Annotated in this window: 15 protein-coding genes; 4 read left to right on the top strand and 11 right to left on the bottom strand. The window is 51.9% G+C overall.

Going from position 1 to position 20044, the window contains the following annotated elements:
- Positions 1-172: 172 nt before the first annotated feature.
- The 3 genes from H8K43_RS04510 to H8K43_RS04500 all read right to left on the bottom strand — a co-directional run bounded on the left by H8K43_RS04510 (position 173) and on the right by H8K43_RS04500 (position 4514).
- Entirely contained in the window at positions 173-1459 is a 1287-nt protein-coding gene (locus H8K43_RS04510) for a Glu/Leu/Phe/Val family dehydrogenase (protein WP_162021673.1), read from the bottom strand.
- 187 nt (positions 1460-1646) lie between these two features.
- Positions 1647-2618, bottom strand: coding sequence for a LysR family transcriptional regulator (locus H8K43_RS04505; protein WP_186902734.1), 972 nt, complete (start codon positions 2616-2618; stop codon positions 1647-1649).
- Positions 2619-4514: an ABCB family ABC transporter ATP-binding protein/permease gene (locus tag H8K43_RS04500; protein ID WP_186902733.1), complete on the bottom strand. Its 1896-nt coding sequence runs from the start codon at positions 4512-4514 to the stop codon at positions 2619-2621.
- 316 nt (positions 4515-4830) lie between these two features.
- On the opposite strand from H8K43_RS04500, the gene H8K43_RS04495 reads away from it, so the two are divergent.
- Both H8K43_RS04495 and H8K43_RS04490 read left to right on the top strand, forming a co-directional pair.
- On the top strand, positions 4831-5250 hold the full coding sequence (locus H8K43_RS04495; RefSeq protein ID WP_186902732.1) for an acyl-CoA thioesterase: 420 nt from the start codon (positions 4831-4833) through the stop codon (positions 5248-5250).
- A gap of 24 nt (positions 5251-5274) precedes the next feature.
- On the top strand, positions 5275-6858 hold the full coding sequence (locus H8K43_RS04490) for an alkaline phosphatase D family protein (RefSeq protein WP_186903022.1): 1584 nt from the start codon (positions 5275-5277) through the stop codon (positions 6856-6858).
- Between the two features lie 57 nt (positions 6859-6915).
- Here the strand turns inward: H8K43_RS04490 and H8K43_RS04485 are convergent, their stop codons facing one another.
- Both H8K43_RS04485 and H8K43_RS04480 read right to left on the bottom strand, forming a co-directional pair.
- A complete protein-coding gene (locus H8K43_RS04485) occupies positions 6916-8592 on the bottom strand; it encodes a long-chain fatty acid--CoA ligase (protein ID WP_186902731.1) in 1677 nt (558 codons plus the stop codon).
- 229 nt (positions 8593-8821) lie between these two features.
- Positions 8822-9745, bottom strand: coding sequence for an NAD(P)-dependent oxidoreductase (locus tag H8K43_RS04480; RefSeq protein ID WP_230403666.1), 924 nt, complete (start codon positions 9743-9745; stop codon positions 8822-8824).
- Positions 9746-9882: 137 nt separating this feature from the next.
- Between H8K43_RS04480 and H8K43_RS04475 the strand changes: the two genes are divergently transcribed.
- Positions 9883-10422 carry an acyloxyacyl hydrolase gene (locus H8K43_RS04475; protein ID WP_186902729.1) on the top strand — a complete coding sequence of 180 codons (540 nt, stop codon included), beginning with the start codon at positions 9883-9885 and terminating at the stop codon, positions 10420-10422.
- 78 nt (positions 10423-10500) lie between these two features.
- On the opposite strand, the gene H8K43_RS04470 is transcribed toward H8K43_RS04475, so the two are convergent.
- The 4 genes from H8K43_RS04470 to H8K43_RS04455 all read right to left on the bottom strand — a co-directional run bounded on the left by H8K43_RS04470 (position 10501) and on the right by H8K43_RS04455 (position 15493).
- Positions 10501-11229, bottom strand: coding sequence for an ABC transporter ATP-binding protein (locus tag H8K43_RS04470; RefSeq protein ID WP_186902728.1), 729 nt, complete (start codon positions 11227-11229; stop codon positions 10501-10503).
- A 10-nt stretch (positions 11230-11239) separates the two neighbouring features.
- Positions 11240-13198, bottom strand: coding sequence for a branched-chain amino acid ABC transporter ATP-binding protein/permease (locus tag H8K43_RS04465; protein WP_186902727.1), 1959 nt, complete (start codon positions 13196-13198; stop codon positions 11240-11242).
- Positions 13199-13207: 9 nt separating this feature from the next.
- Complete coding sequence (locus H8K43_RS04460) at positions 13208-14098, bottom strand: branched-chain amino acid ABC transporter permease (protein WP_186902726.1); 891 nt, start codon at positions 14096-14098, stop codon at positions 13208-13210.
- Between the two features lie 237 nt (positions 14099-14335).
- Positions 14336-15493: an ABC transporter substrate-binding protein gene (locus tag H8K43_RS04455; protein ID WP_186902725.1), complete on the bottom strand. Its 1158-nt coding sequence runs from the start codon at positions 15491-15493 to the stop codon at positions 14336-14338.
- Between the two features lie 557 nt (positions 15494-16050).
- Here H8K43_RS04455 and H8K43_RS04450 point away from each other — a divergent pair.
- Entirely contained in the window at positions 16051-18072 is a 2022-nt protein-coding gene (locus H8K43_RS04450) for a methyl-accepting chemotaxis protein (RefSeq protein ID WP_186902724.1), read from the top strand.
- A 102-nt stretch (positions 18073-18174) separates the two neighbouring features.
- Here H8K43_RS04450 and H8K43_RS04445 read toward each other — a convergent pair whose 3' ends face one another.
- Together H8K43_RS04445 and H8K43_RS04440 are read right to left on the bottom strand one after the other, a co-directional pair.
- Positions 18175-18888, bottom strand: a complete 714-nt coding sequence (locus H8K43_RS04445) for a DUF4197 domain-containing protein (RefSeq protein ID WP_186902723.1) — start codon at positions 18886-18888, stop codon at positions 18175-18177.
- Positions 18889-18901: 13 nt separating this feature from the next.
- A complete protein-coding gene (locus H8K43_RS04440; protein WP_408058482.1) occupies positions 18902-20044 on the bottom strand; it encodes a deoxyguanosinetriphosphate triphosphohydrolase in 1143 nt (380 codons plus the stop codon).

Genomic DNA, 20044 nt, shown 5'->3' with positions numbered 1-20044 from the left:
GGAGCATCTTCATTTACTTCAGGCTGGCACACAGAGGCAAAACGAGAAAAGCACTTGCTTAACACAGGCAGTAAAAAAACAAAGCGCCCATGATCTGAAGACAAAATGTCAGCTTAGATCATGGGCGCTTTTTAACAAGCTGCCGCATCAGGAACGATACGGCAAAGCCAGATTATGGATACAAGCCACGCACTTCACGCGCCTGCAGTACACGGGTACATGCAATGATGAATGCTGCAGTACGCAGGGAAACATTCTTATCTTCAGTCACTTCCCACACTGAATTGAACGCGTCTTTCATAATGCGCGTCAGTTTGTTGTTGATTTCGTCTTCAGTCCAGAAGTAGCTGGAGAAATCCTGTACCCATTCGAAATAGGAAACTGTCACACCGCCTGCATTCGCGATCACGTCCGGCACCACCAGTACACCTTTTTCGCGCAGGATATCATCTGCTTCCGGTGTGGTTGGACCATTCGCGCCTTCCAGAATGATCTTCGCTTTGATCTTATCGGCATTGAGCAAAGTGATTTGCTGTTCCAATGCAGCTGGGATCAGGATGTCGCAGTTCACTTCCCAGAATTCGTGGTTAGGCAATACCGCTTCGATATCTTCAAAGCCGGCAACGCTGCCATGTTTTTCTACATGGGCTAACAGCTTAGGTACGTTCAGACCATTAGAGTGGAAAATCGTGCCGCCGTGATCCTGTACTGCGACTACTTTGGAACCCGCTTCTGCGAACAGACGCGCAGCGATACCACCGACGTTACCAAAGCCCTGTACCGCAATTTTGGCACCAGCGATTTGCAGACCACGTTTTGCAGCGGCTTCACAACCAACCACAAACACGCCACGGCCAGTCGCTTCGCGACGACCCAGACTACCGCCCAGGGTGATAGGCTTGCCAGTCACGACGCCGGTAGAAGTACGGCCTTCGTTCATGGAATAGGTATCCATCATCCATGCCATGGTTTGTTCGTTAGTGTTAACGTCTGGTGCAGGAATATCTTTGTCCGGGCCAATGATGATGCCGATTTCAGACGTATAACGACGTGTCATACGCATCAGTTCGCCTTTGGACAAGGTCTTAGGATCAACACGGATACCGCCTTTAGCGCCACCGTAAGGTACGTTCACTGCCGAGTTTTTGATCGTCATCCAGGCCGACAATGCCATTACTTCAGACAAAGTCACGTCCTGATGGAAACGCACACCACCCTTGCCCGGGCCACGGGACGTGTTGTGCTGCACGCGGTAGCCTTCAAAATGCGCAATCGTGCCATCATCACGTTCGATAGGGACATCAACCACCAGAATACGCTTAGGACGCTTCAGTGTTTCCACCCAGCGTGACAAGCTGCCCAGGTAAGGCGTAACGCGATCGATTTGTTCAAGGTAGACGGACCAAGGACCGGTTTCGGCCGGAGTCAGGTAAGACGGAATCTGGTGTTGGCTGGACATGATGAGGCCTCCTGCAAGGGTTAGACTAATTATGTGTATTGTTTTGGTGCGAAAATCATGAATTCGCACCAAAAAGGTGACGCATAGTAGTCTTATCTCACGCAGATCAGCCAATGCTTTGTTTGCATTAATCTATGCACGAAATGCATAACCATTAATTGGACTGCTCAGGACAGCCCGGCGGCACTTATTTTTCTGAGGCATGGCGCAGGCGTTTAGCCTTGCCGGAGACCGCTTCTGCCTGCAACTGCTGCAGGTAATCCCACAAACGTGAGACCAACATTTTGCCGGGACGCTGTATCGATGGCCGCTCGCGGTAAAGCCGGATTTCCATATTCACTTCCCATGCACCGCTGCCGTCGTCAGCGCGCGCCAGTTGCTTTTGGCGGATTTCACGGGTCACGGCAGACTCAGGCAGGAAAGCGATACCACGCCCTTCCAATGCCATCATTTTCAAGCCTTCCGCCATATCGGTTTCATAGCATTTTTCCAGATGCAGCGGCGTGCGTGCGTCATTCAGTAGCAGATCCACCATACGTCCCAGATAGGCATTATTGGCATAAGCGAGAAAAGGCAAAGGCTGCTCTTCGCTACCGGGCAAGACAAAATCCGGCACGCCTTGCTGATTGCAACGGGTATAAGCGCGCAAAGCCTCCGTTCCCATGCTGATCATGTCGTACTGGCTGGCATCGAGCAGCAAAGGCTGACGTGGATGGTGATAGCAGAGCAGCAAATCGCAGCCGCCCTCGACCAAGGTCATGACCGCATCGTGTACATTCAGCGCCAGCAGGCGGCTATTGATTTCACCAAAGGCTTGCTCCAGTCCGGTCAGCCAGCGCGGTACATAAGTCAGCGACAAGGTATGCGGTACGGCAAAATCCACCGTAGTCTGGGTGCTGGTGCGCTTGCCGCGCAACAGCGCGCGAGCATTGTTGATCTGGCCCAGCATCACAATCGCCTGCTCATAAAACACTTCACCGGCATGCGTGAGCCGGGTTGGATAGGAAGTACGGTCGATCAGATCGCTACCCAGCCAGGCTTCCAGCGATTGTATGCGGCGTGAAAAAGCAGGCTGCGTCACATGGCGCAATTCTGCCGAACGGCTGAAACTATTGGTCTCCGCCAGTGACACAAAATCCTCTAACCATTTGGTTTCCATTTACACTCCTGCTGCCATATTTTGCTGTCCGCCGCTCACTGTCTGCTGCAACTTATCTTCATCTTCTGCGTCGTCTGCATCATCAGACATACCGCTTTGCTGGCGCTCCCACATCTGCGCATACTTACCGCGTTGTTCCATTAATTGCTGATGGGTGCCACGTTCTATGATGTGGCCCTGATCCATCACCAGTATCTGCTGCGCATCCACGATAGTCGACAAGCGATGCGCAATGACCAGGCTGGTACGGCTGCGCGCGATTTCCTTAATCTGGGCTTGTATCATTTGTTCGGAATGCGAATCCAGCGCAGAAGTCGCTTCATCAAAAATCAGGATAGCCGGATTTTTGAGCAAGGTACGCGCAATCGCAACGCGCTGCTTCTCGCCACCGGATAATTTCAAACCACGCTCACCAACCGTGGTTTGATAGCCGTCAGGCAGCGACTCCACAAAATCATGAATGAAAGCTGCTTTCGCCGCCGCAACCACCTCTTCATGGCTGGCATCCGGTCTGCCATACGCGATGTTGTATGCGATGCTGTCATTGAACAGCACGGTATCCTGCGGCACGATGCCAATTGCATTGCGCAGGCTGGACTGGGTATAGCTGCGAATATCCCTATCCTGTATCTGTATGCTGCCAGACTGAATATCATAAAAGCGGAACAGTAAGCGCGATAAAGTCGATTTACCGGAACCACTGTGTCCGACCACGGCGGTGGTGCTACCTGCAGGTATCGTGAAGTCGACATCAAATAAAATCTGGCGCTTACTCTCGTAACTGAAATTCACTGCCGCAAAACGGATCGCAGCGCCCTGCAGTTCGGATATCTGCAAAGCCTGTGCATGTTCCTGATCTGCGACTTCTTTATTTTGTTCAAGAAGTGAAAACAGCTTCTCCATATCGGCCAGACTTTGCTTGATTTCGCGGTACAGCACGCCCAGGAAATTCAAAGGCACATACAGTTGCAGCATAAAGGAATTGACCAGCACCAGGTCACCCAGACTCATGCTGCCATCGATCACCCCCTGCGTCGCACGCCATAAAATCAGGGTCACAGCTGTCGCAATGATCAGCGATTGCCCGGTATTCAACAGCGACAGACTGCTCTGGGAGCGGACTGCGGCATCTTCATAACTCTGTAAACCACGGTCGTAACGCGCTGCTTCATATTCTTCATTGCTGAAATATTTGACTGTCTCATAGTTGAGCAGCGAATCGATCGCCTTACTCTGGGCTTTGGAATCGAGCTCATTCATGGTGCGGCGAAAATGGGTACGCCACTCCGTGACCACGATAGTAAAAGTAATATAAATCACCAACGCGCTGAAGGTGATAATGGAAAACCAGATGTCGTAGTGCGTCGACAGATAAATCAGCACCAGCGCAATTTCCAGCAAAGTCGGTACGATACTGAACAGCGCAAATGAGACTAGAGAAGAGACGGCACGCGTGCCACGCTCGATATCGCGCGTGACACCACCAGTCTGGCGATTCAGGTGAAAGCGCAGTGAGAGCGCATGCAAATGCCGGAATACCTGCAAGGCGATAGTCCTGACTGCACGCTGAGTAACGCGGATAAATACAAACTCCCGGAGCTCGGTAAATGCCGTGGTCGATAAACGTAATGCGCCATAAGCCAGTAATAAACTGACTGGCAACACCATGATTGCAGCCGGATTACCCGCAGTGATCGTCAGGCTGTCGACGATATGCTTGAGTACAACCGGTACACCGATATTGGCCAGCTTGGCGCCGACCAGCAGCGTTAAAGCGAGGATGACGCGCCATTTGTACGCCCAAAAATAGGGCAGCAAGGTTTTGATCGTTCCCCAGTCGCCACGTTGTTGCTGACTGTCAGGGGGAATTTGTGACGAGGAGTCTCTGCGACGCATGGAAAGTGTCTTTTCTTGAAGTGGTTTATCATGACGGGTTCGCCGCTAAGGCTGATCCTGCCGCGCTCGCAGCGCCATGGTATGCATTTTGCGTTATTTACGTATTTATTTAGGACTCACGCAAAATTACCCCGGCAAGGCATGGCGACGCAGGCAGTACGCAGTGTACGACAAGGAGCCATAACACCGCCGGGATGGTTTTGCGTAAGTCCTGTTATTGGTAAAGCCCGCAGAACTGACTATATTGTCTGATGAAATCAGGCAGCTGTCAGCGTTCTGGCGTCATTATGATTGTAACGTTTTAAGAAAGTCCGCGATGTCTGAACATCTACATACTACCCTGCCAGCCCACATGCCTACCTTGCGTGTGATGCCTATGCCCTCTGATGCCAATGTCCACGGCGATGTGTTTGGCGGCTGGATCATGGCGCAGGTCGATATTGCCGGTGCCATTCCGGCGGCACGCCGCGCCAATGGACGGGTTGCCACCATCGCGGTGAATTCTTTCCTGTTTAAGCAACCGGTATTTGTGGGCGATCTGCTCTCATTCTATGCAGATATCGTGAAAGTCGGTAAAACCTCGATCACGATCTCAGTTGAAGTATATGCAGAACGTAACCGTCTGCAAGCTGAAACCGTCAAAGTGACAGAGGCCATCCTGACCTACGTCGCCACTGGTGAAGACCGCAAGCCGCGCCAGATTCCGCCGCTGGAATCACTTTCCGGCTCAGTATAAGTCTGGCTCACAAACTTTAAATTGATGCCATCCCGCCGTCACTTTCTGCAGCATTTGCTGCAACTGGGAACACTCGCTGCTTTATCGCAAGCCTTTCCCAGCCATGCTGCTGAGCAGATTTCCAGCTATCCTTTTTCACTCGGCGTCGCCTCCGGCTCACCACGCCATGACAGCGTGGTGCTGTGGACCCGACTGCTGCCCGATCCGCTCAATGCCGTGCCTCTACCACCGCTGGTGTACAAGCTCAACTGGGAAGTGGCGGAGGACATACATTTCAAACGCATAGTGCGCCAGGGTGAAGTATTTGCGCTGCCTGAACTGGGGCACAGTGTGCATGTGGATGTCACTGGTCTTAGTCCGGACCGCTGGTATTTTTACCGTTTTATGCATGGTGCTGCGATCAGCCCGATTGCACGCACCCGGACCGCACCGGATAACGACAGTCTGAGTAAACTGCGTCTCGCGGTCGCGTCCTGTCAGCACTGGGAGTTCGGCGAGTATGCGGCGCATCAACATATTGCCGCCGCCAATCCGGATCTGATCGCCTTCCTCGGTGATTACATCTATGAATGGGGACCGTATGACCTGAAGCATCCGGCCAGACCGAGACGCCGTGATATAGAGAGCTTTAGCCTCAGCGAATACCGTGCCCGCTATGCGCAGTACAAAAGCGATCCGCTGCTGCAAATGTCGCATCACTGTGCTCCCTGGATAGTCACCTGGGATGACCATGAAGTCGCGAATGATTATGCTGCAGACCGTGATGAACGCCTGAACCCGCAATTTCTGCAAAGACGGGCCGCCGCCTATCAGGCTTTCTATGAGCACATGCCTGTCAGACTGCATCAGGTGACGGTGCATCCTTCACAGTTCGCCCACATGCGCATCTATGAGCGCTATGACTGGGGCAGGCTGGCGCGTTTTCATCTACTGGATGACCGTCAATACCGCAGCTACCAGGCATGCACACCTGCTGACCGTGGTGGCTCACGCCTGGTCAGCCCAAATGCCTGCGCAGATTTGTCTGCCGCTGGTCGCACTATGCTGGGACAAGAACAGGAAACCTGGCTAAGTCAGGGCTTAGCGAGCTCAACAGCTAAATGGAATATTCTGGCACAGCAGACCTTGTTCGCACCATGCAAACATAGCGCTGCCAGCCAGTCCACAGGGGACAGTCAGATCTGGACTGATGGCTGGGATGGCTATCCGGCTGCACGTCAGCGTTTGCTGGATAATTTGCATCGCCATCAGAATCTGAACCCCGTTATATTGTCAGGCGATGTACATACTTTTTATGCTGCGAACCTGACGCGTGATCTCAATCAGCCGGCCTCAGCCAGCAATCCGGTGATCGCGACCGAATTTTGCGGCACCTCACTGACCTCAAATTCACGTCCGCAATCTCAGACTGAGCAAATCCTGCAAGAGAATCCCCACCTGGTCTACGGGCGCAGTGATAAACGCGGCTTTATGCTGAGCGATATCAATGGTACCAGCATGACGACGCAGTACTTAGCGCTGGACGATGTGAGCAAAGCCGACTCCGGTATTAAAGTGCTTAAATCCTTTGTGGTCGAACACGGCAAACCCGGCATTGCCGGCACATGAAGTTAGTACGTAAAAAAGGCAGCCGCAGCTGCCTTTTTGATCGATGTTCAGTCTGGTTTACGCTTTTTTCTCATCACGTAATTCGCGACGCAGAATCTTACCCACATTCGTTTTCGGCAGTTCCATGCGGAATTCTATGTACTTCGGTTTTTTGTAAGCAGTGAACTGCTCTTTGCAATAATCCATCAGCTGATCCACGGTCAGTGTAGGATCTTTGCGCACCACGAACAATTTCACAGCCTCACCGGAATTCGCATCCGGCACACCGATACACGCACATTCCAGCACGCCAGGATGCTGCGCCACCACACCTTCGATTTCATTTGGATACACATTAAATCCAGAGACCAGAATCATGTCTTTCTTACGATCGACGATGGTGGTGTAACCGCGGAAATCCATGATGCCTACGTCACCGGTTTTAAAGAAACCATCCGGAGTCATGACCTTAGCAGTTTCATCCGGACGGTTCCAGTAACCCGCCATCACCTGCGGTCCACGAATTGCAATTTCACCGGGCTGACCTAAAGGCAGACGATTACCATCATCATCCAGAATGGCTATTTCTGTCGATGGGATAGGCAAACCGATAGTACCGGAGAATTCCTTGGTATTAGCAGGGTTGGCTGTTGCAACCGGTGAGGTTTCGGACAAACCATACCCCTCTGCGATCGCGCAACCAGTGATCTTCAGCCACTTATCGGCCACTGCTTTTTGCACCGCCATACCGCCACCGCTACAGATTTCATAGCCAGAAAAATCGAGCGAGGCAAAGTCAGGATTATTCAGCAAACCGTTGTACAGCGTGTTCACTGCTGGGAAAATATTCACGCGGTAATTACGGAGTTCTTTGACAAAACCCGGAATATCACGCGGGTTAGGAATCAGCAGATTCATCGCACCGATGCGGGTACCCAGCAGGCTGCAAACGGTGAGCGCGAAAATATGATACAGCGGCAAAGCGCAAACGATGACTTTGGCTTCATCTTCATGTCCCGACATGCTGGGGCGCAGCCAGGCATCATTTTGCAGAATATTGGCGACCACATTACTGTGCAACAGCGTCGCACCTTTAGAGACGCCGGTAGTCCCACCCGTATATTGCAGGAAAGCGACGTCACCCGGTTGCAGCGTCGCAGGCTGAAAACGCTTGCCTGCTGCAGCAGACAACATCTGATTAAACCGGATCGCGGTCGGCAGACTGAAGGCTGGCACCATCTTTTTCACATTCCGGACGACGAAATTGACGATGGTCCCTTTTAGTCCGCCCAGCAGATCACCCATGCTGGCGACCACGATGTGCCTGACCTTCGTTTTTGGCAGTATCTGTTCTAAGGTGGTCGCAAAATTTTCAAGAATAAAAATCGCTTCCGCACCAGAGTCGGTCAACTGATGCTCGAGTTCGCGTGGCGTATATAAGGGATTCACATTCACCACCACATAACCGGCACGCAGAATAGCAGCCATTACCACTGGGTATTGCAACACGTTAGGCATCATAATGGCGACACGTGCACCTTTTTGCAGCCCTTGCCCCTGCAGCCATGCAGCGACCTGCTGTGACATGCGGTCGACCTGTGCGTAAGTCAGGAATTTACCCATGCAGGCATAAGCTTTGCGGTCCGCAAATTTCTTAAACGATTCTTCCAATAACTGAACCAGTGACTGGTATTGATTGACATTAATTTCCGTCGGAATACCTTCTGGGTAGGATTTAAGCCAAAACTTGTCCATAACTCTCCTTTTCGCTGATTTTTATTGTATAAAACGTTCATCAACAGGCAAATAAAAAGCATGCCCGTTCTTTTTATCGACCGCAATATCTCCAGCGCCGATGCTAGCGGCTTAGTGCAGGCAAGGCAAGCATTTTAAAGTCCAGTTGAAAATCTCCTCTAGCCCTGGTTGCAGCGCACAAAAACCACGTACGGCGCCTGGCATCTGGCTTTACAAACGTCCAGAAAGCTCAACTTTCAGGTAAATTATTGTGCTGCAATCCCAAGCGCTGACCAGGATTCATCATTTCCAGTTGCAGCAGTGCCGCAGAATGATCGGCCGTCGCAATATGGGTTTCCAATTCACTGAACAGCTGAGCAATCAAGGCCGTTGCAGGTAATTGCAACCCGGCTGCATCGGCTGCAGCCTGAATATTGCGCATATCTTTGGCCTGGGTTTTCACCTGACCACCGGGAATAAAATTCCTTTCCAGCATACGCTGTCCATGCAGCTCCAAAATGCGGCTTTCGGCAAACCCACCACGCAAAGCAGTTCTGACTGCGGCCGGATCGGCACCACCAGCCTGTGCCAGTAACAAAGCTTCAGCCACCAGTTGTATGGTGCCACCTACGATCAGCTGATTGCATAACTTAGCTAACTGTCCGGAACCCGGTGGCCCCACCAGAGCAGGCCTGCCCAAAGCCTGCAGCACAGGTTCAAGTTCAGCAAAAACCTCAGGGCGGGCACCAACCATGATCGCCAGAGTTCCGGCCTGCGCCCCCGCTACACCGCCGGACACCGGTGCATCCGCAAACGCGAGACCGCTGGCCTCACAGCGCGCACTCAATGCCAGCGCTTCAGACTGGCGGCTTGAACTCATATCGATCACGCACATCCCCTTACGCCAGGCAGCCGCTGACTGTTCCAGAACCTGCGCCACGATGGGTCCGGAATCCAGCATGCTGATGATCAGTTCTGCCTGCCACTCTCCATCCGCAACGGCGTGGGCAGGGTCAGAGGCCAGCACGGCACCTTGCTGCATTAACATCGCGGCCTTAGCCGCAGTGCGGTTCCAGACATGTAGCTGATGCCCTGCTGCCAGCAAGCGTAGCCCCATAGGAAGCCCCATCAGACCGGTTCCGAGTAAGGCGATACGGCGCGGCCTGAACGCCATATTTGAATTTGTGCTTGTCTGCTCCATCGCTGCATTTGCTCCTTGCAATTGATCCTTGTTTCCGCGCCAAAAGTGAGGCCTGAAATTGTGTTAGTCTTGCTGTTTTACTGATCGTCAACCCAAGCTCTGTTCATCCCATGAAAACACTAACACAAAGATTCCTGCTCGGTGCAGCTTGTCTGCTCGCCAGCGCTAGCGCATCAGCCATTGATTCCTATTCCGCTGAGTTCGCCAGCGGTAATAAGTCGCAGTTTGTGCGCGGCGGACTGCAATGGAACTGGGATGAGCAATGGCTGAAATCCAATAGCAGCTTCGTCGGCGGCTATTGGGATGCGACGCTGACGCAATGGCGCAACAATGCCTATCAGGGCGTAGCCGGTGCCAGCCAGAACATCACGGATATCGGGATCACACCGGTATTCAGATGGCAGCAATCCAGTAAAAAAGGTGTGTATGCAGAAGCGGGTATAGGCATGCATTTATTCAGCCATGTCTACAACAATAATGGTCGCCGTTTTTCGACCGCTTTCCAGTTTGGCGATCATCTGGGCGCCGGCTATGTATTTGCCAGCGGACTGGATGTCGGTCTGAAGGTTCAGCATTTTTCGAACGGTGCGATCAAGCGCCCGAATCCGGGTGCCAACCTGGCAGTGGTCAGAGTCGCCTACCCGTTCTGAAGATGAAATGGCGATGCGTGCAGCACAGCACGCATCGCTAATCCTCTATACAGGCAGGGCATGAGCCCTGCCTGCACCTCAATGCGTATGACCACCGCCCAGATAGGCGGCCTGCACCGCAGGATCATTTTGTAGCTTAACGGCCGGGCCATGCACAGAAATCCTGCCATTCTCCAGCACATAACCGTAGTCCGCTACCGCCAGCGCGGCAGCCGCAAACTGCTCGACCAGTAACATGGTTCTGCCCTCTTGCTTGAGGCGCTGGATAATCCTGAACACCTCATCCACCAGGATAGGCGCCAGTCCCATTGATGGTTCATCCAGCAAAATCACTTCAGGGTTAAGCATGACGGCGCGCGCCATCGCCAGCATTTGCTGTTCGCCGCCAGACAAAGTACCCGCCAGCTGATGGCGCCGTTCACGCAAACGCGGGAACAACTCCATCGCATTTTGCAAATCATGTTCGATATCACCACGTGGCCGGGCCCGGGTAAAGCGCGGGAAGGCGCCCAGCAATAAATTATCCGTCACCGACATGGTGGCAAACACCCTTCTGCCTTCCGGTGAATGGGCCAGACCAGCACGTGCGATCTGATGCGAATCCATGCCGGTCACATTCTTGCCAGCCAGCGTGACCGTCCCCTCTTTTGGTTTGATCATGCCGGAAATCGCGCGCATCGTAGTGGTTTTACCAGCTCCGTTCGAACCTATCAGCGTGACCACTTTACCCTTAGGAACATCCAATGAAATACCATGCAACACCTGTACTTTGCCATAGGCAGCATGTAAGTTTTGTATACTCAGCATCGATCTCTCCTCAGGCTGCGCTGGTGGATGCGGCAGCCAGATCTTCGCTGACACTGCCACCAAGATAGGCTTCAATGACTTTAGGATCAGCCTGTACCTGTGCGGGCTGCCCTTCCGCGATTTTCTGGCCGAAATCCAGCACCGTCACGGTGTCACAGATAGACATCACCACATCCATATGGTGTTCGATCAGGATAATGGTGATACCGTGTTCGCGAATTTTGCGGATGATTGCCACCAGTTCCTTGATATCGGGAGCAGTCAGACCTGCAGCAGGCTCATCCAGTAACAGCAGTTGCGGATTCAAACCGAGTGCCCGTCCTATCTCCAGCAAACGCTGCTTACCATAAGGCAGATTGCGCGCTTCTTCGTTGGCCAGATCGGACAAGCCGACAAAATGCAGGATGCTGGCGGCCCGCGCCCGTGCTGCATCTTCCTCGCGTTGGTAGCGCGGCGTATGCAGCATCACATCCAGGATATTGCTGCGGAAGGTGTTATGCAGACCGACCAGCACATTCTCAGTAGCGGTCATTTCGCCGAACAGCTGCACATTCTGAAAAGTACGCGCTACGCCACCGAGTGCAATTGCCGATGGGGTATTGCCGGAAATCGCTTTACCCGCAAATTCAACCACACCATCGGTCGGCTGATAAATCCCGGTCAGCACATTCATCATGGTACTTTTACCGGAACCATTCGGGCCGATCAAACCATGCACACTGCCTTTTGCCACCTGTAGGTCCACCTGATTCAAGGCCTTGAGGCCGCCGAACTGCATCAGCACCTGACGTGCGCTCAGCAAGACGCCGATGCGTTCTTCACTGGCCTGGGTAATCGCGAGTTTGTCATTGAGTTGCGTCGCATCGCTATGCGCCAGTAAATGGCGTGGTCCCTTACCCAGCATAGACTGCACAAATCCGACGATGCCATCCTGCAGGTAATACACAACAAACAAGGTCATCAGTCCGAAGATAGTCAGACGCCAGTCGGTAATGTTTTCCAGCTTGTAGGAAAACGCCGCCATACCAGCCGTCGCGACGACCGGCACCAGCACCTCGCGCAATGTCTTGCGTCCCTGCCACAACAGCCAGGCAGAACCCGCCACGCCAGCTACAGCGGCAACGGTCGCGATTTTTCGGAACAGATCAATATCAGCCAGCAGCGACGGTAACATCACCACAATAAAGGCACCCAGCAAAGAGCCGATACGGCTCTTACGGCCCCCCATAATGACCGCCAGCAGGAATAATATGGTCAGCTCGAAGTTATAGGTATTGGGGGAGATATACTCTTCAGAGCTCGCATATAAAGCCCCGGCCAGGCCCGCCAGCGCTGCGCTGATGACGAAGGCGTAGACCTTGTAGCGATACACCGACACGCCCATACAATCGGAAGCAATCGGACTGTCGCGCAAGGCCTGAAATGCGCGTCCCAGATGAGAACGCAGAATGCGGTGAACGACGATCAGTGCCACGACCATCAGTCCGGCAACCAGATAAAAATGACCGACCTCACCCAGCTTTTGTCCAAACAAAACCGGCTTAGCGACTTTGATACCCATTGGCCCTTCAGTCAGGAAAGTCATCTCATTAATCAGGATCTGGATGATGGTACCAAAAGCCAGCGTGACCATCGCCAGATACGGCCCCGTCACGCGCAATGCTGGCAGCGCCAGCAAGGCACCGAAGACTGCCGTCACCGCAATGCTGGCTGGCAGCGCGAGCAGCACCGGGCAACCGAGTTTAAACACCAACACACCCGTGGTGTAGGAGCCTATGCCAAACAGACCGGCATGACCCAAAGATACCTGACCGGTATAGCCGACTACGATATCGAGCCCAAACAACAGAATCGCGTAAATCAGGATCGTTTCAGCCAGATGCAGGTAATAGGGATTGTGTACAAACACAGGGAATAGTCCGAGCGCGGCGACACCGGCCAGCCCCAACAGGAAGCTCTTGTTACGCATGATGGCTCCTTATACTTTTTTGATGGCTGCTTTACCGAACAAACCGGCAGGTTTCACCGCCAGCACCAGTAACAGCAACAGCAGACCGGGAACTTCTTTGTAACCGGTGGAGATATAAAATCCGGTCAGGGTTTCTGCAATACCGAGTATCAGTCCACCCACAATCGCACCGACACCGGAAGTCAGTCCACCGATAATCGCCACTGCAAACGCCTTCAAGCCCAGCGCAGAACCCATGGTGGCGCCGGTCAGTGTCAAGGGCGCGACCAGCACACCGGCAAACGCTGCAGTAGCAGATGACAAGGCATAGGAAAACGTAATCACCATGCTGGTGTTAATCCCCATCAATCCGGCAGCATCACGGTCATTCGAGGTGGCCACCACGGCTTTGCCGTAGATAGATTTACGGTTAAATATTTCCACCGCCAGCATCATCGCCAGCGCACCCAGCACCACCACGACTTGCATCGCCTGTACATTGGCGCCGAAAATCTGAAACGGTGCCGCAGACAAAGGGGAAGGAAAAGTCAGATCGTCCTTGCCCCAGATATTTTCAGCCACATTTTTGAAAATAATCGCGAGCGCAATGGTGGACATAATCCAGCCAAATTCAGATTTGATTTTAATCGCAGGGCGGACACCTATCCATTCAACCACCATGCCCTGCAAAGCGCCAAATACGATCACCAGCGGTATCATCAGCCAGTAATTCATATACGGCCCGCCGTGTATCTGACCAACCAGACTGAGGCCGACCAGCGCGCCCAGCATCAGCGATTCCCCCTGCCCGAAATTCAAGGTGCCGGAGGTGGCAAAAGTGAGCTGGTAACCGAATGCGATGACCGCGTATATCATGCCCAGCGCGATGCCGCTAAACACAAGTTGTAACAGGATTTCCATTTTCTGTACCCGACAGTAAATGAGGACAAGTGCGCCAGTATTTAGCTTCTGCCACGGCCTGAGCAGTGGGCAGGCTTGCGCTGCGCCCTCTCCTCTCGACATGTGCCGACAGCCAGCCAGAAGCCATATCAGGTTCAGACTGAAACCGTACAACAGATGTGATGGTGAGTCAGTCCAGACCGCTGCAAACAATCAGCGGTCTGGACCACAAGGAAAATACCAGGAAAAACCAGCTGCTTATTTGGCCTGAACGATGTGTCCGTTCTTCGCCTCACCCATGACCGGGATACCGGCTTTAATCGCTTCGTGATCATCGCGGGTAAATGGTTTGCTGTAAGTCGTAACGACGCCGTCTACCTTTTCACTCAGATTTTCCAAAGCCTCACGGACTTTTTCACCCTCAGTGGTACCGGCCTGACGGATGGCTGCGGTCAACAGGTAGATCGAGTCATAGCCTTGTGCTGCGGAGACAGGAGAAGGAATGCGCTCGACTTTATAAGACTTTTGATAGGCCTCGATGAAGGCCTTACGTTTAGGTGTATTCGGCTCCTGGATAAAGGTCTGTGGCATAGTAGCGCCATCGCCATTTTTACCGGCATTGTCGAGGAAGTTGCCCATAGACAGAGTCCAGCTGCCTATCATCGGTACTTTCCAGCCCAGCTTTTCCATGCCATTGGCGATCTGCGCCAGTTCAGGTCCTATGCCATAAGTCAGCACGGCCTGCGCGCCACCCTGCTTTGCCTTGAGCAATTGGGCGGTCATGTCCACATCCTTGATGTTGAACTTTTCAACTGCAACCGGCTTCACGCCTTTCACCGCCAGCGCTTTTTCCAAATCTTCGCGCCCCAGCTGACCATAGTTGGTCGAGTCGGCCAGAATCGCTACCTTGGTGAATTTACGCTTACCCACCGCTTCTTCCACAATCATGGCCGATTGTATGGTGTCATTGGCTGCAGTACGGAAGATGTAGTTATCCTTGTGATCCGGTGGCAGGAATTGCTTGGTCACCACGCTGCCGGTCGCCACATTATTCATCACCGGAATTTTGGCTTCCTGGTAAAAGCGTTGCGCAGCGAGCGCGACGCCGGTATTGATATAACCTACTGTCGCGACGACTTTTTCTTTGTTGATCAATTCCTGCGCGACCTGCACACCGCGTTCATTTTTAGCTTCGTCATCACGTTCCACCAATTGAATCTGACGGCCAAGCACACCGCCCTTCGCATTAATCTCAGCCACTGCCAGTTTGACGCCATCACGCATGGACACGCCCATAGGCGCGGAGCCACCGGTGAACGGGCCAGATACACCGATCTTGATCGGCTCAGCTGCCATACCGGCAGCGGACCAGCTAACTAGTGCAACAGCAATCAGGGATTTCATTTTGTAGGACATGTCGGTCTCCAGAGTTTGGTGTTGTTTTACGACTTGGCTTTGCACTATTCAAGCAAGCTCTCTTGTGTGGCTGTTCTGTGAATATGCGCTCCTTACAAATTAACAGAAATCTTCATGCCGCATTGCAACAAGATCTACTTAAGTGAAACTACGCAATCAGCATTTCCTGGCTTTAGTTTCACAATACGCACTGGTCTGCACCGGCTTTGTCGTCGGCCGCATGTATCGGACCATACACCCGGCTGCCAGCCACCTAAAGGCAACATATCTCCCGTGTACAAATCTGGCCTCTTCCAGATATTCCGACTCATACAACCCGGAAACCGGATTCGCGCACTGCATGAGGTGCTTGTCTGATCATCCCTGTTCAACGCCCGTTGAGCCATCCTATTCACCTGCCCCTGCATAGATCAGTGCTTGTGAAGAATTGTTAAAAAGCTCAAAAAACTTCTATGTCCTCTAATAATCGCGACCTAAGATGATGATGCAAATTAGCAAATTTCAGCCACACTGAGATCCGCGTGCAGAACACATACCGATAAAATAACGGAGACAATATGAAGCTGCTTTCAGGCAAAGATAAAAAAATAGGACAGTTCCTGGGCGCAAGTGTATCTGCTGGTGCCGTCCTCGTATTCGTGATTTTCACCAGTGCTGTTGCTTATAGTCTGCATCGTTCTCAGGAACAAAGCGCTATCAATGAAATTAACAATTTACTGAACTCAGTGAATGACAGTTTTGAAGTATTTGACAGCGCAGTCAAAGCGGATGCCGAAAGAACCGGTAACAACTTGCGCATTGAGCTTGGCGATAAACTGGCGGTTCACGCTGAACAAAAAATCAACGTTGCAGGAAAAAGTACTGCGGCACTTACCTTAAACGAACAGCTCATCAATAATCAGTTTGAACAAGTCGATGCGTTCACTGCACGCACTGGCGCAATTGCAACTTTTTTTGTCAAAGATGGTGATGATTTTATCAGGGTCTCGACCTCCTTAAAAAAAGAGAACGGTGAGCGCGCAATCGGCACGGCACTGGATAAAGCACACCCAGCCTATCCCTTGCTCATGGAGGGAAAAAAATTCACCGGTGCCGCCAAACTGTTTGGTAAAAATTATATGACTTACTACAACCCATTCATGGGTAGTGATGGAAAGCTGGCAGGCGCGATCTTCATAGGTATCAATATCGACCCCACACTGAGTCTGCTCAAAGAAAAAATCAAAGCGATGAAAATTAAGAGCACGGGTTATTTCTACGCGTTTGATATGAAAGATGGCAAGCAACAAGGGACACTGATGATACATCCCTCTGACGAAGGCAATAACATCCTTGATTCAAAATCAGCTGATGGCCAGTTATTTGTGAAAACCATGCTGGAAAAAAAGCAGGGATTGCTGCGCTACGACTCAGCCGACAGCAAACAGACGGATACAAAAGTTAAAGAAAAACTGCTTGTCTTCCGTACGATTCCCACCACGAAATGGATACTTGCCGGTAGCGTCAACAGCGGCGAGCTGGCGGAAGAAAGTATGCAACAGATCATCTGGCTGGGGAGCTTAGCGCTTGCCCTGTTAGTTGCAGGCGGCCTGCTCTTTATGACGATGGTAAGCCGCGTTGTAACACGCCCTCTTCAGCAGGCCACCGCCCTGGCTAATTCGCTGGCAAGCGGCGATCTGAGTCATCGGGTAGAAGCGAAGAGCGACAATGAAATAGGCAAAATGCTGACCGCAATGAACGGCATAGGAGAAGGCTTAACGCAAGTCGTTCAGGAAGTGCGGACAGGATCTGCCAGCATACAGACTGCAGCCAGAGAAATTGCGAGCGGCAACGCCGACTTATCGGCGAGAACCGAGGTCCAGGCTGGCACTCTGGAAGAGACGGCCAGCTCCATGGAAGAGTTAACCTCTACAGTGCAACAAAATGCAGAAAATGCGAGAGAGGCTGATCGCTTTGTGAATTCTGCCAGCGAAGTTGCAGAGCAAGCCGGACTCGTTGTCAGTCGCATGGTTGCTACCATGAATGATATCCGCGACAGCTCCAGAAAAGTCGAGGAAATTATTAATGTGATTAATGGTATTGCGTTCCAGACCAACATCCTTGCACTCAACGCAGCAGTAGAGGCTGCCAGAGCTGGTGAGCAGGGCCGTGGCTTTGCGGTGGTGGCAGGAGAAGTGCGTAACCTGGCTCAGCGCGCATCCATTGCCGCAAAAGATATACAAGGCTTGATCACTGATTCCGTGAACAAAGTTGAATCAGGCAGCACGATGGCCAATGAGGCGGGATATACCATGAGCAGGGTCGTCGGGGACATTCGTAAAGTTGCGAGTCTGGTCAATGAAATCAGTAATGCGAGCAATGAACAAAGCACCGGTATACATCAGGTGAATGATGCCATCACGAATATGGATGAAATGACCCAGCAAAACTCAGCGCTGGTCGAACAGGCAGCAGCCGCTGCGGAAAGTATGCGGGAACAATCGGACCGGCTTTCTGAGCTGGTTGCCCAGTTTAAAACCGAAACAACTACAGCGAATGTTGTACGTGTCTCAGGACTGGATCGCAGGCAGCTCAGGTAGCCAGCGCAACCGCCGCCGATAGTAAGCCGTACCAGCACTTATCGGCGGCAAGCTGAAATAAATTAGGGACAGTTATCTATCATGGCATGCCATGGCAAGATTTTATTTGAGCAGACTAAATACTTTGCTGATCGCTTTACTGCCTGCACCCAGTGGATCCTGACGTATCGCCTTTTCTTCTTCAGCGATCATCAGATACAAACCGTCCAATGCTTTTTGCGTGACATAGCCTTCGACTGTTGCTTCCTGCTCAGATACCGCGCCAAACTTTTGCGCCTGGCCCATTACACTATTATATTTCGCTGACAATCCCGCTTTATCGGTAACACCTTTCACAATAGGGCGGAATTGCTGCGTCAGCGGTGAGGCAGTTTTTTGTTTAAAGAAGTCAGTCACCGATGTTTCACCACCGGTCAAAATGTTTTTCGCATCAGTCAGCGTCATCGATTTGACTGCATTCACCAGCAAGGGTTTTGCCATAGGAACTGCCGCTTCAGCCGCACGGTTCATAGAAACGACGAGTTCATCTAATTGCTGGCCTTTGCCTGTCATCTTCAGTATCGGTCTGGCTTGTTCCAATAAACCTGGCAATTGAATTTTGACTTTATCGTTATTCAAAAATCCGTTCTCCACGCCCAGCTTAGCAACTGCAGCCACCGAGCCCTTATCCAGTGCGGCCTTCAGCCCGGTACTCGCATCCTGATTACTCAGATCGCTTAACGACAGTGCGCTGACGCTGAAGCTTACAGCCAGCAGGCTGGTCGTAAATAAGGCTTTCACAGATTTTTTTGAATTGGTATTTGAAAACAGATTCATAGTGACTCCTGCATTAACTTTCATGGATAGAGAATAAACGACGATGTTCGCGCATCGCATAGCGGTCGGTCATACCGGCAATATAATCAGCAATTTTTCTGGCCTGTGCTTGCATATCATCTTTGCGCTGAATCTGATAATCAGGCGGCAGCAAACCAGGTTCCTGCATCAAGGCATCAAACAATTCACGCACCACGCGACGTGCTTTCGAGGTCATGCGATTCACCTGATAGTGGCGATACAAGTGCTGAAATAAAAAATGCTTCAACTCGCTGGCCTGTACGTGTACCACATCAGAGAATGCGATCAGTTTTGGCGCAGCTCTGACATCATCTATCGTTTTTGGCATCACATCCAGAATACGCGCCTGCGAGGTCGAGATCAGATCCGTAATCAGCGTATTGATCATGCGTCGTATCGTCTCAGAGATAGCGCGCCTGCCTTGAATTCCAGGATACATCGTTTCCACTATTTGACGATGCTGCGCATATAGGCTGACTTGCATCATCTGCTGCTCACTTAATAAATTTGAACGTATTCCATCGTCAATATCGTGATTATTGTATGCAATCTCATCTGCCAGATTCGTCAATTGCGCTTCCAGTGAGGGCTGCGTTTTTTCGATGAAACGCAAACCCAGGTCGCCGAGTTGTTGTGCATTCGTGAGCGAGCAATGCTTGAGTATGCCTTCGCGCGTCTCAAAGCACAAATTCAAGCCATTAAACGCCGCATAACGCTCTTCCAGCGCATCAACGATACGCAAACTCTGCAGATTATGTTCGAAGCCACCATAATCCTGCATACAGCTATTTAAGGCATCCTGGCCAGCATGCCCGAAAGGCGTATGCCCCAGATCATGCGCCAGTGCGATGGCCTCGACCAAATCTTCATTTAAACGTAAATTTCGTGCGATAGAGCGGCCAATCTGAGCCACCTCCAGACTATGGGTGAGACGGGTGCGGAATAAATCCCCTTCATGATTCACAAATACCTGGGTCTTGTATTCCAAGCGGCGAAAAGCAGAGCAATGGATGATGCGATCGCGGTCACGCTGGAACTGGCTGCGCGTATCGGAACCCGGCTCAATAAAAAGCCGCCCTCGCGAACTCGCAGACTGGGCGGCATAGGAAGCTAAATGCGTGTCGGAAAACATCAT

The organism is Cognatundibacterium curvum, assembly GCF_014284235.1.
GTDB classification, from domain to species: domain Bacteria; phylum Pseudomonadota; class Gammaproteobacteria; order Burkholderiales; family Burkholderiaceae_D; genus Undibacterium; species Undibacterium curvum.
Note: the sequence above shows the minus strand (reverse complement) of the source record. Positions and strands in the feature narration are given on the sequence as shown.

Bases quoted from the DNA above. Each gene is read 5' to 3' on its own strand.
- H8K43_RS04510 (WP_162021673.1), bottom strand. From the start codon at position 1,459: ATGTCCAGCCAACACCAGATTCCGTCTTACCTGACTCCGGCCGAAACC.
- H8K43_RS04505 (WP_186902734.1), bottom strand. From the start codon at position 2,618: ATGGAAACCAAATGGTTAGAGGATTTTGTGTCACTGGCGGAGACCAAT.
- H8K43_RS04500 (WP_186902733.1), bottom strand. From the start codon at position 4,514: ATGCGTCGCAGAGACTCCTCGTCACAAATTCCCCCTGACAGTCAGCAA.
- H8K43_RS04495 (WP_186902732.1), top strand. From the start codon at position 4,831: ATGTCTGAACATCTACATACTACCCTGCCAGCCCACATGCCTACCTTG.
- H8K43_RS04490 (WP_186903022.1), top strand. From the start codon at position 5,275: ATGCCATCCCGCCGTCACTTTCTGCAGCATTTGCTGCAACTGGGAACA.
- H8K43_RS04485 (WP_186902731.1), bottom strand. From the start codon at position 8,592: ATGGACAAGTTTTGGCTTAAATCCTACCCAGAAGGTATTCCGACGGAA.
- H8K43_RS04480 (WP_230403666.1), bottom strand. From the start codon at position 9,745: ATGGCGTTCAGGCCGCGCCGTATCGCCTTACTCGGAACCGGTCTGATG.
- H8K43_RS04475 (WP_186902729.1), top strand. From the start codon at position 9,883: ATGAAAACACTAACACAAAGATTCCTGCTCGGTGCAGCTTGTCTGCTC.
- H8K43_RS04470 (WP_186902728.1), bottom strand. From the start codon at position 11,229: ATGCTGAGTATACAAAACTTACATGCTGCCTATGGCAAAGTACAGGTG.
- H8K43_RS04465 (WP_186902727.1), bottom strand. From the start codon at position 13,198: ATGCGTAACAAGAGCTTCCTGTTGGGGCTGGCCGGTGTCGCCGCGCTC.
- H8K43_RS04460 (WP_186902726.1), bottom strand. From the start codon at position 14,098: ATGGAAATCCTGTTACAACTTGTGTTTAGCGGCATCGCGCTGGGCATG.
- H8K43_RS04455 (WP_186902725.1), bottom strand. From the start codon at position 15,493: ATGTCCTACAAAATGAAATCCCTGATTGCTGTTGCACTAGTTAGCTGG.
- H8K43_RS04450 (WP_186902724.1), top strand. From the start codon at position 16,051: ATGAAGCTGCTTTCAGGCAAAGATAAAAAAATAGGACAGTTCCTGGGC.
- H8K43_RS04445 (WP_186902723.1), bottom strand. From the start codon at position 18,888: ATGAATCTGTTTTCAAATACCAATTCAAAAAAATCTGTGAAAGCCTTA.
- H8K43_RS04440 (WP_408058482.1), bottom strand. From the start codon at position 20,044: ATGATGTTTTCCGACACGCATTTAGCTTCCTATGCCGCCCAGTCTGCG.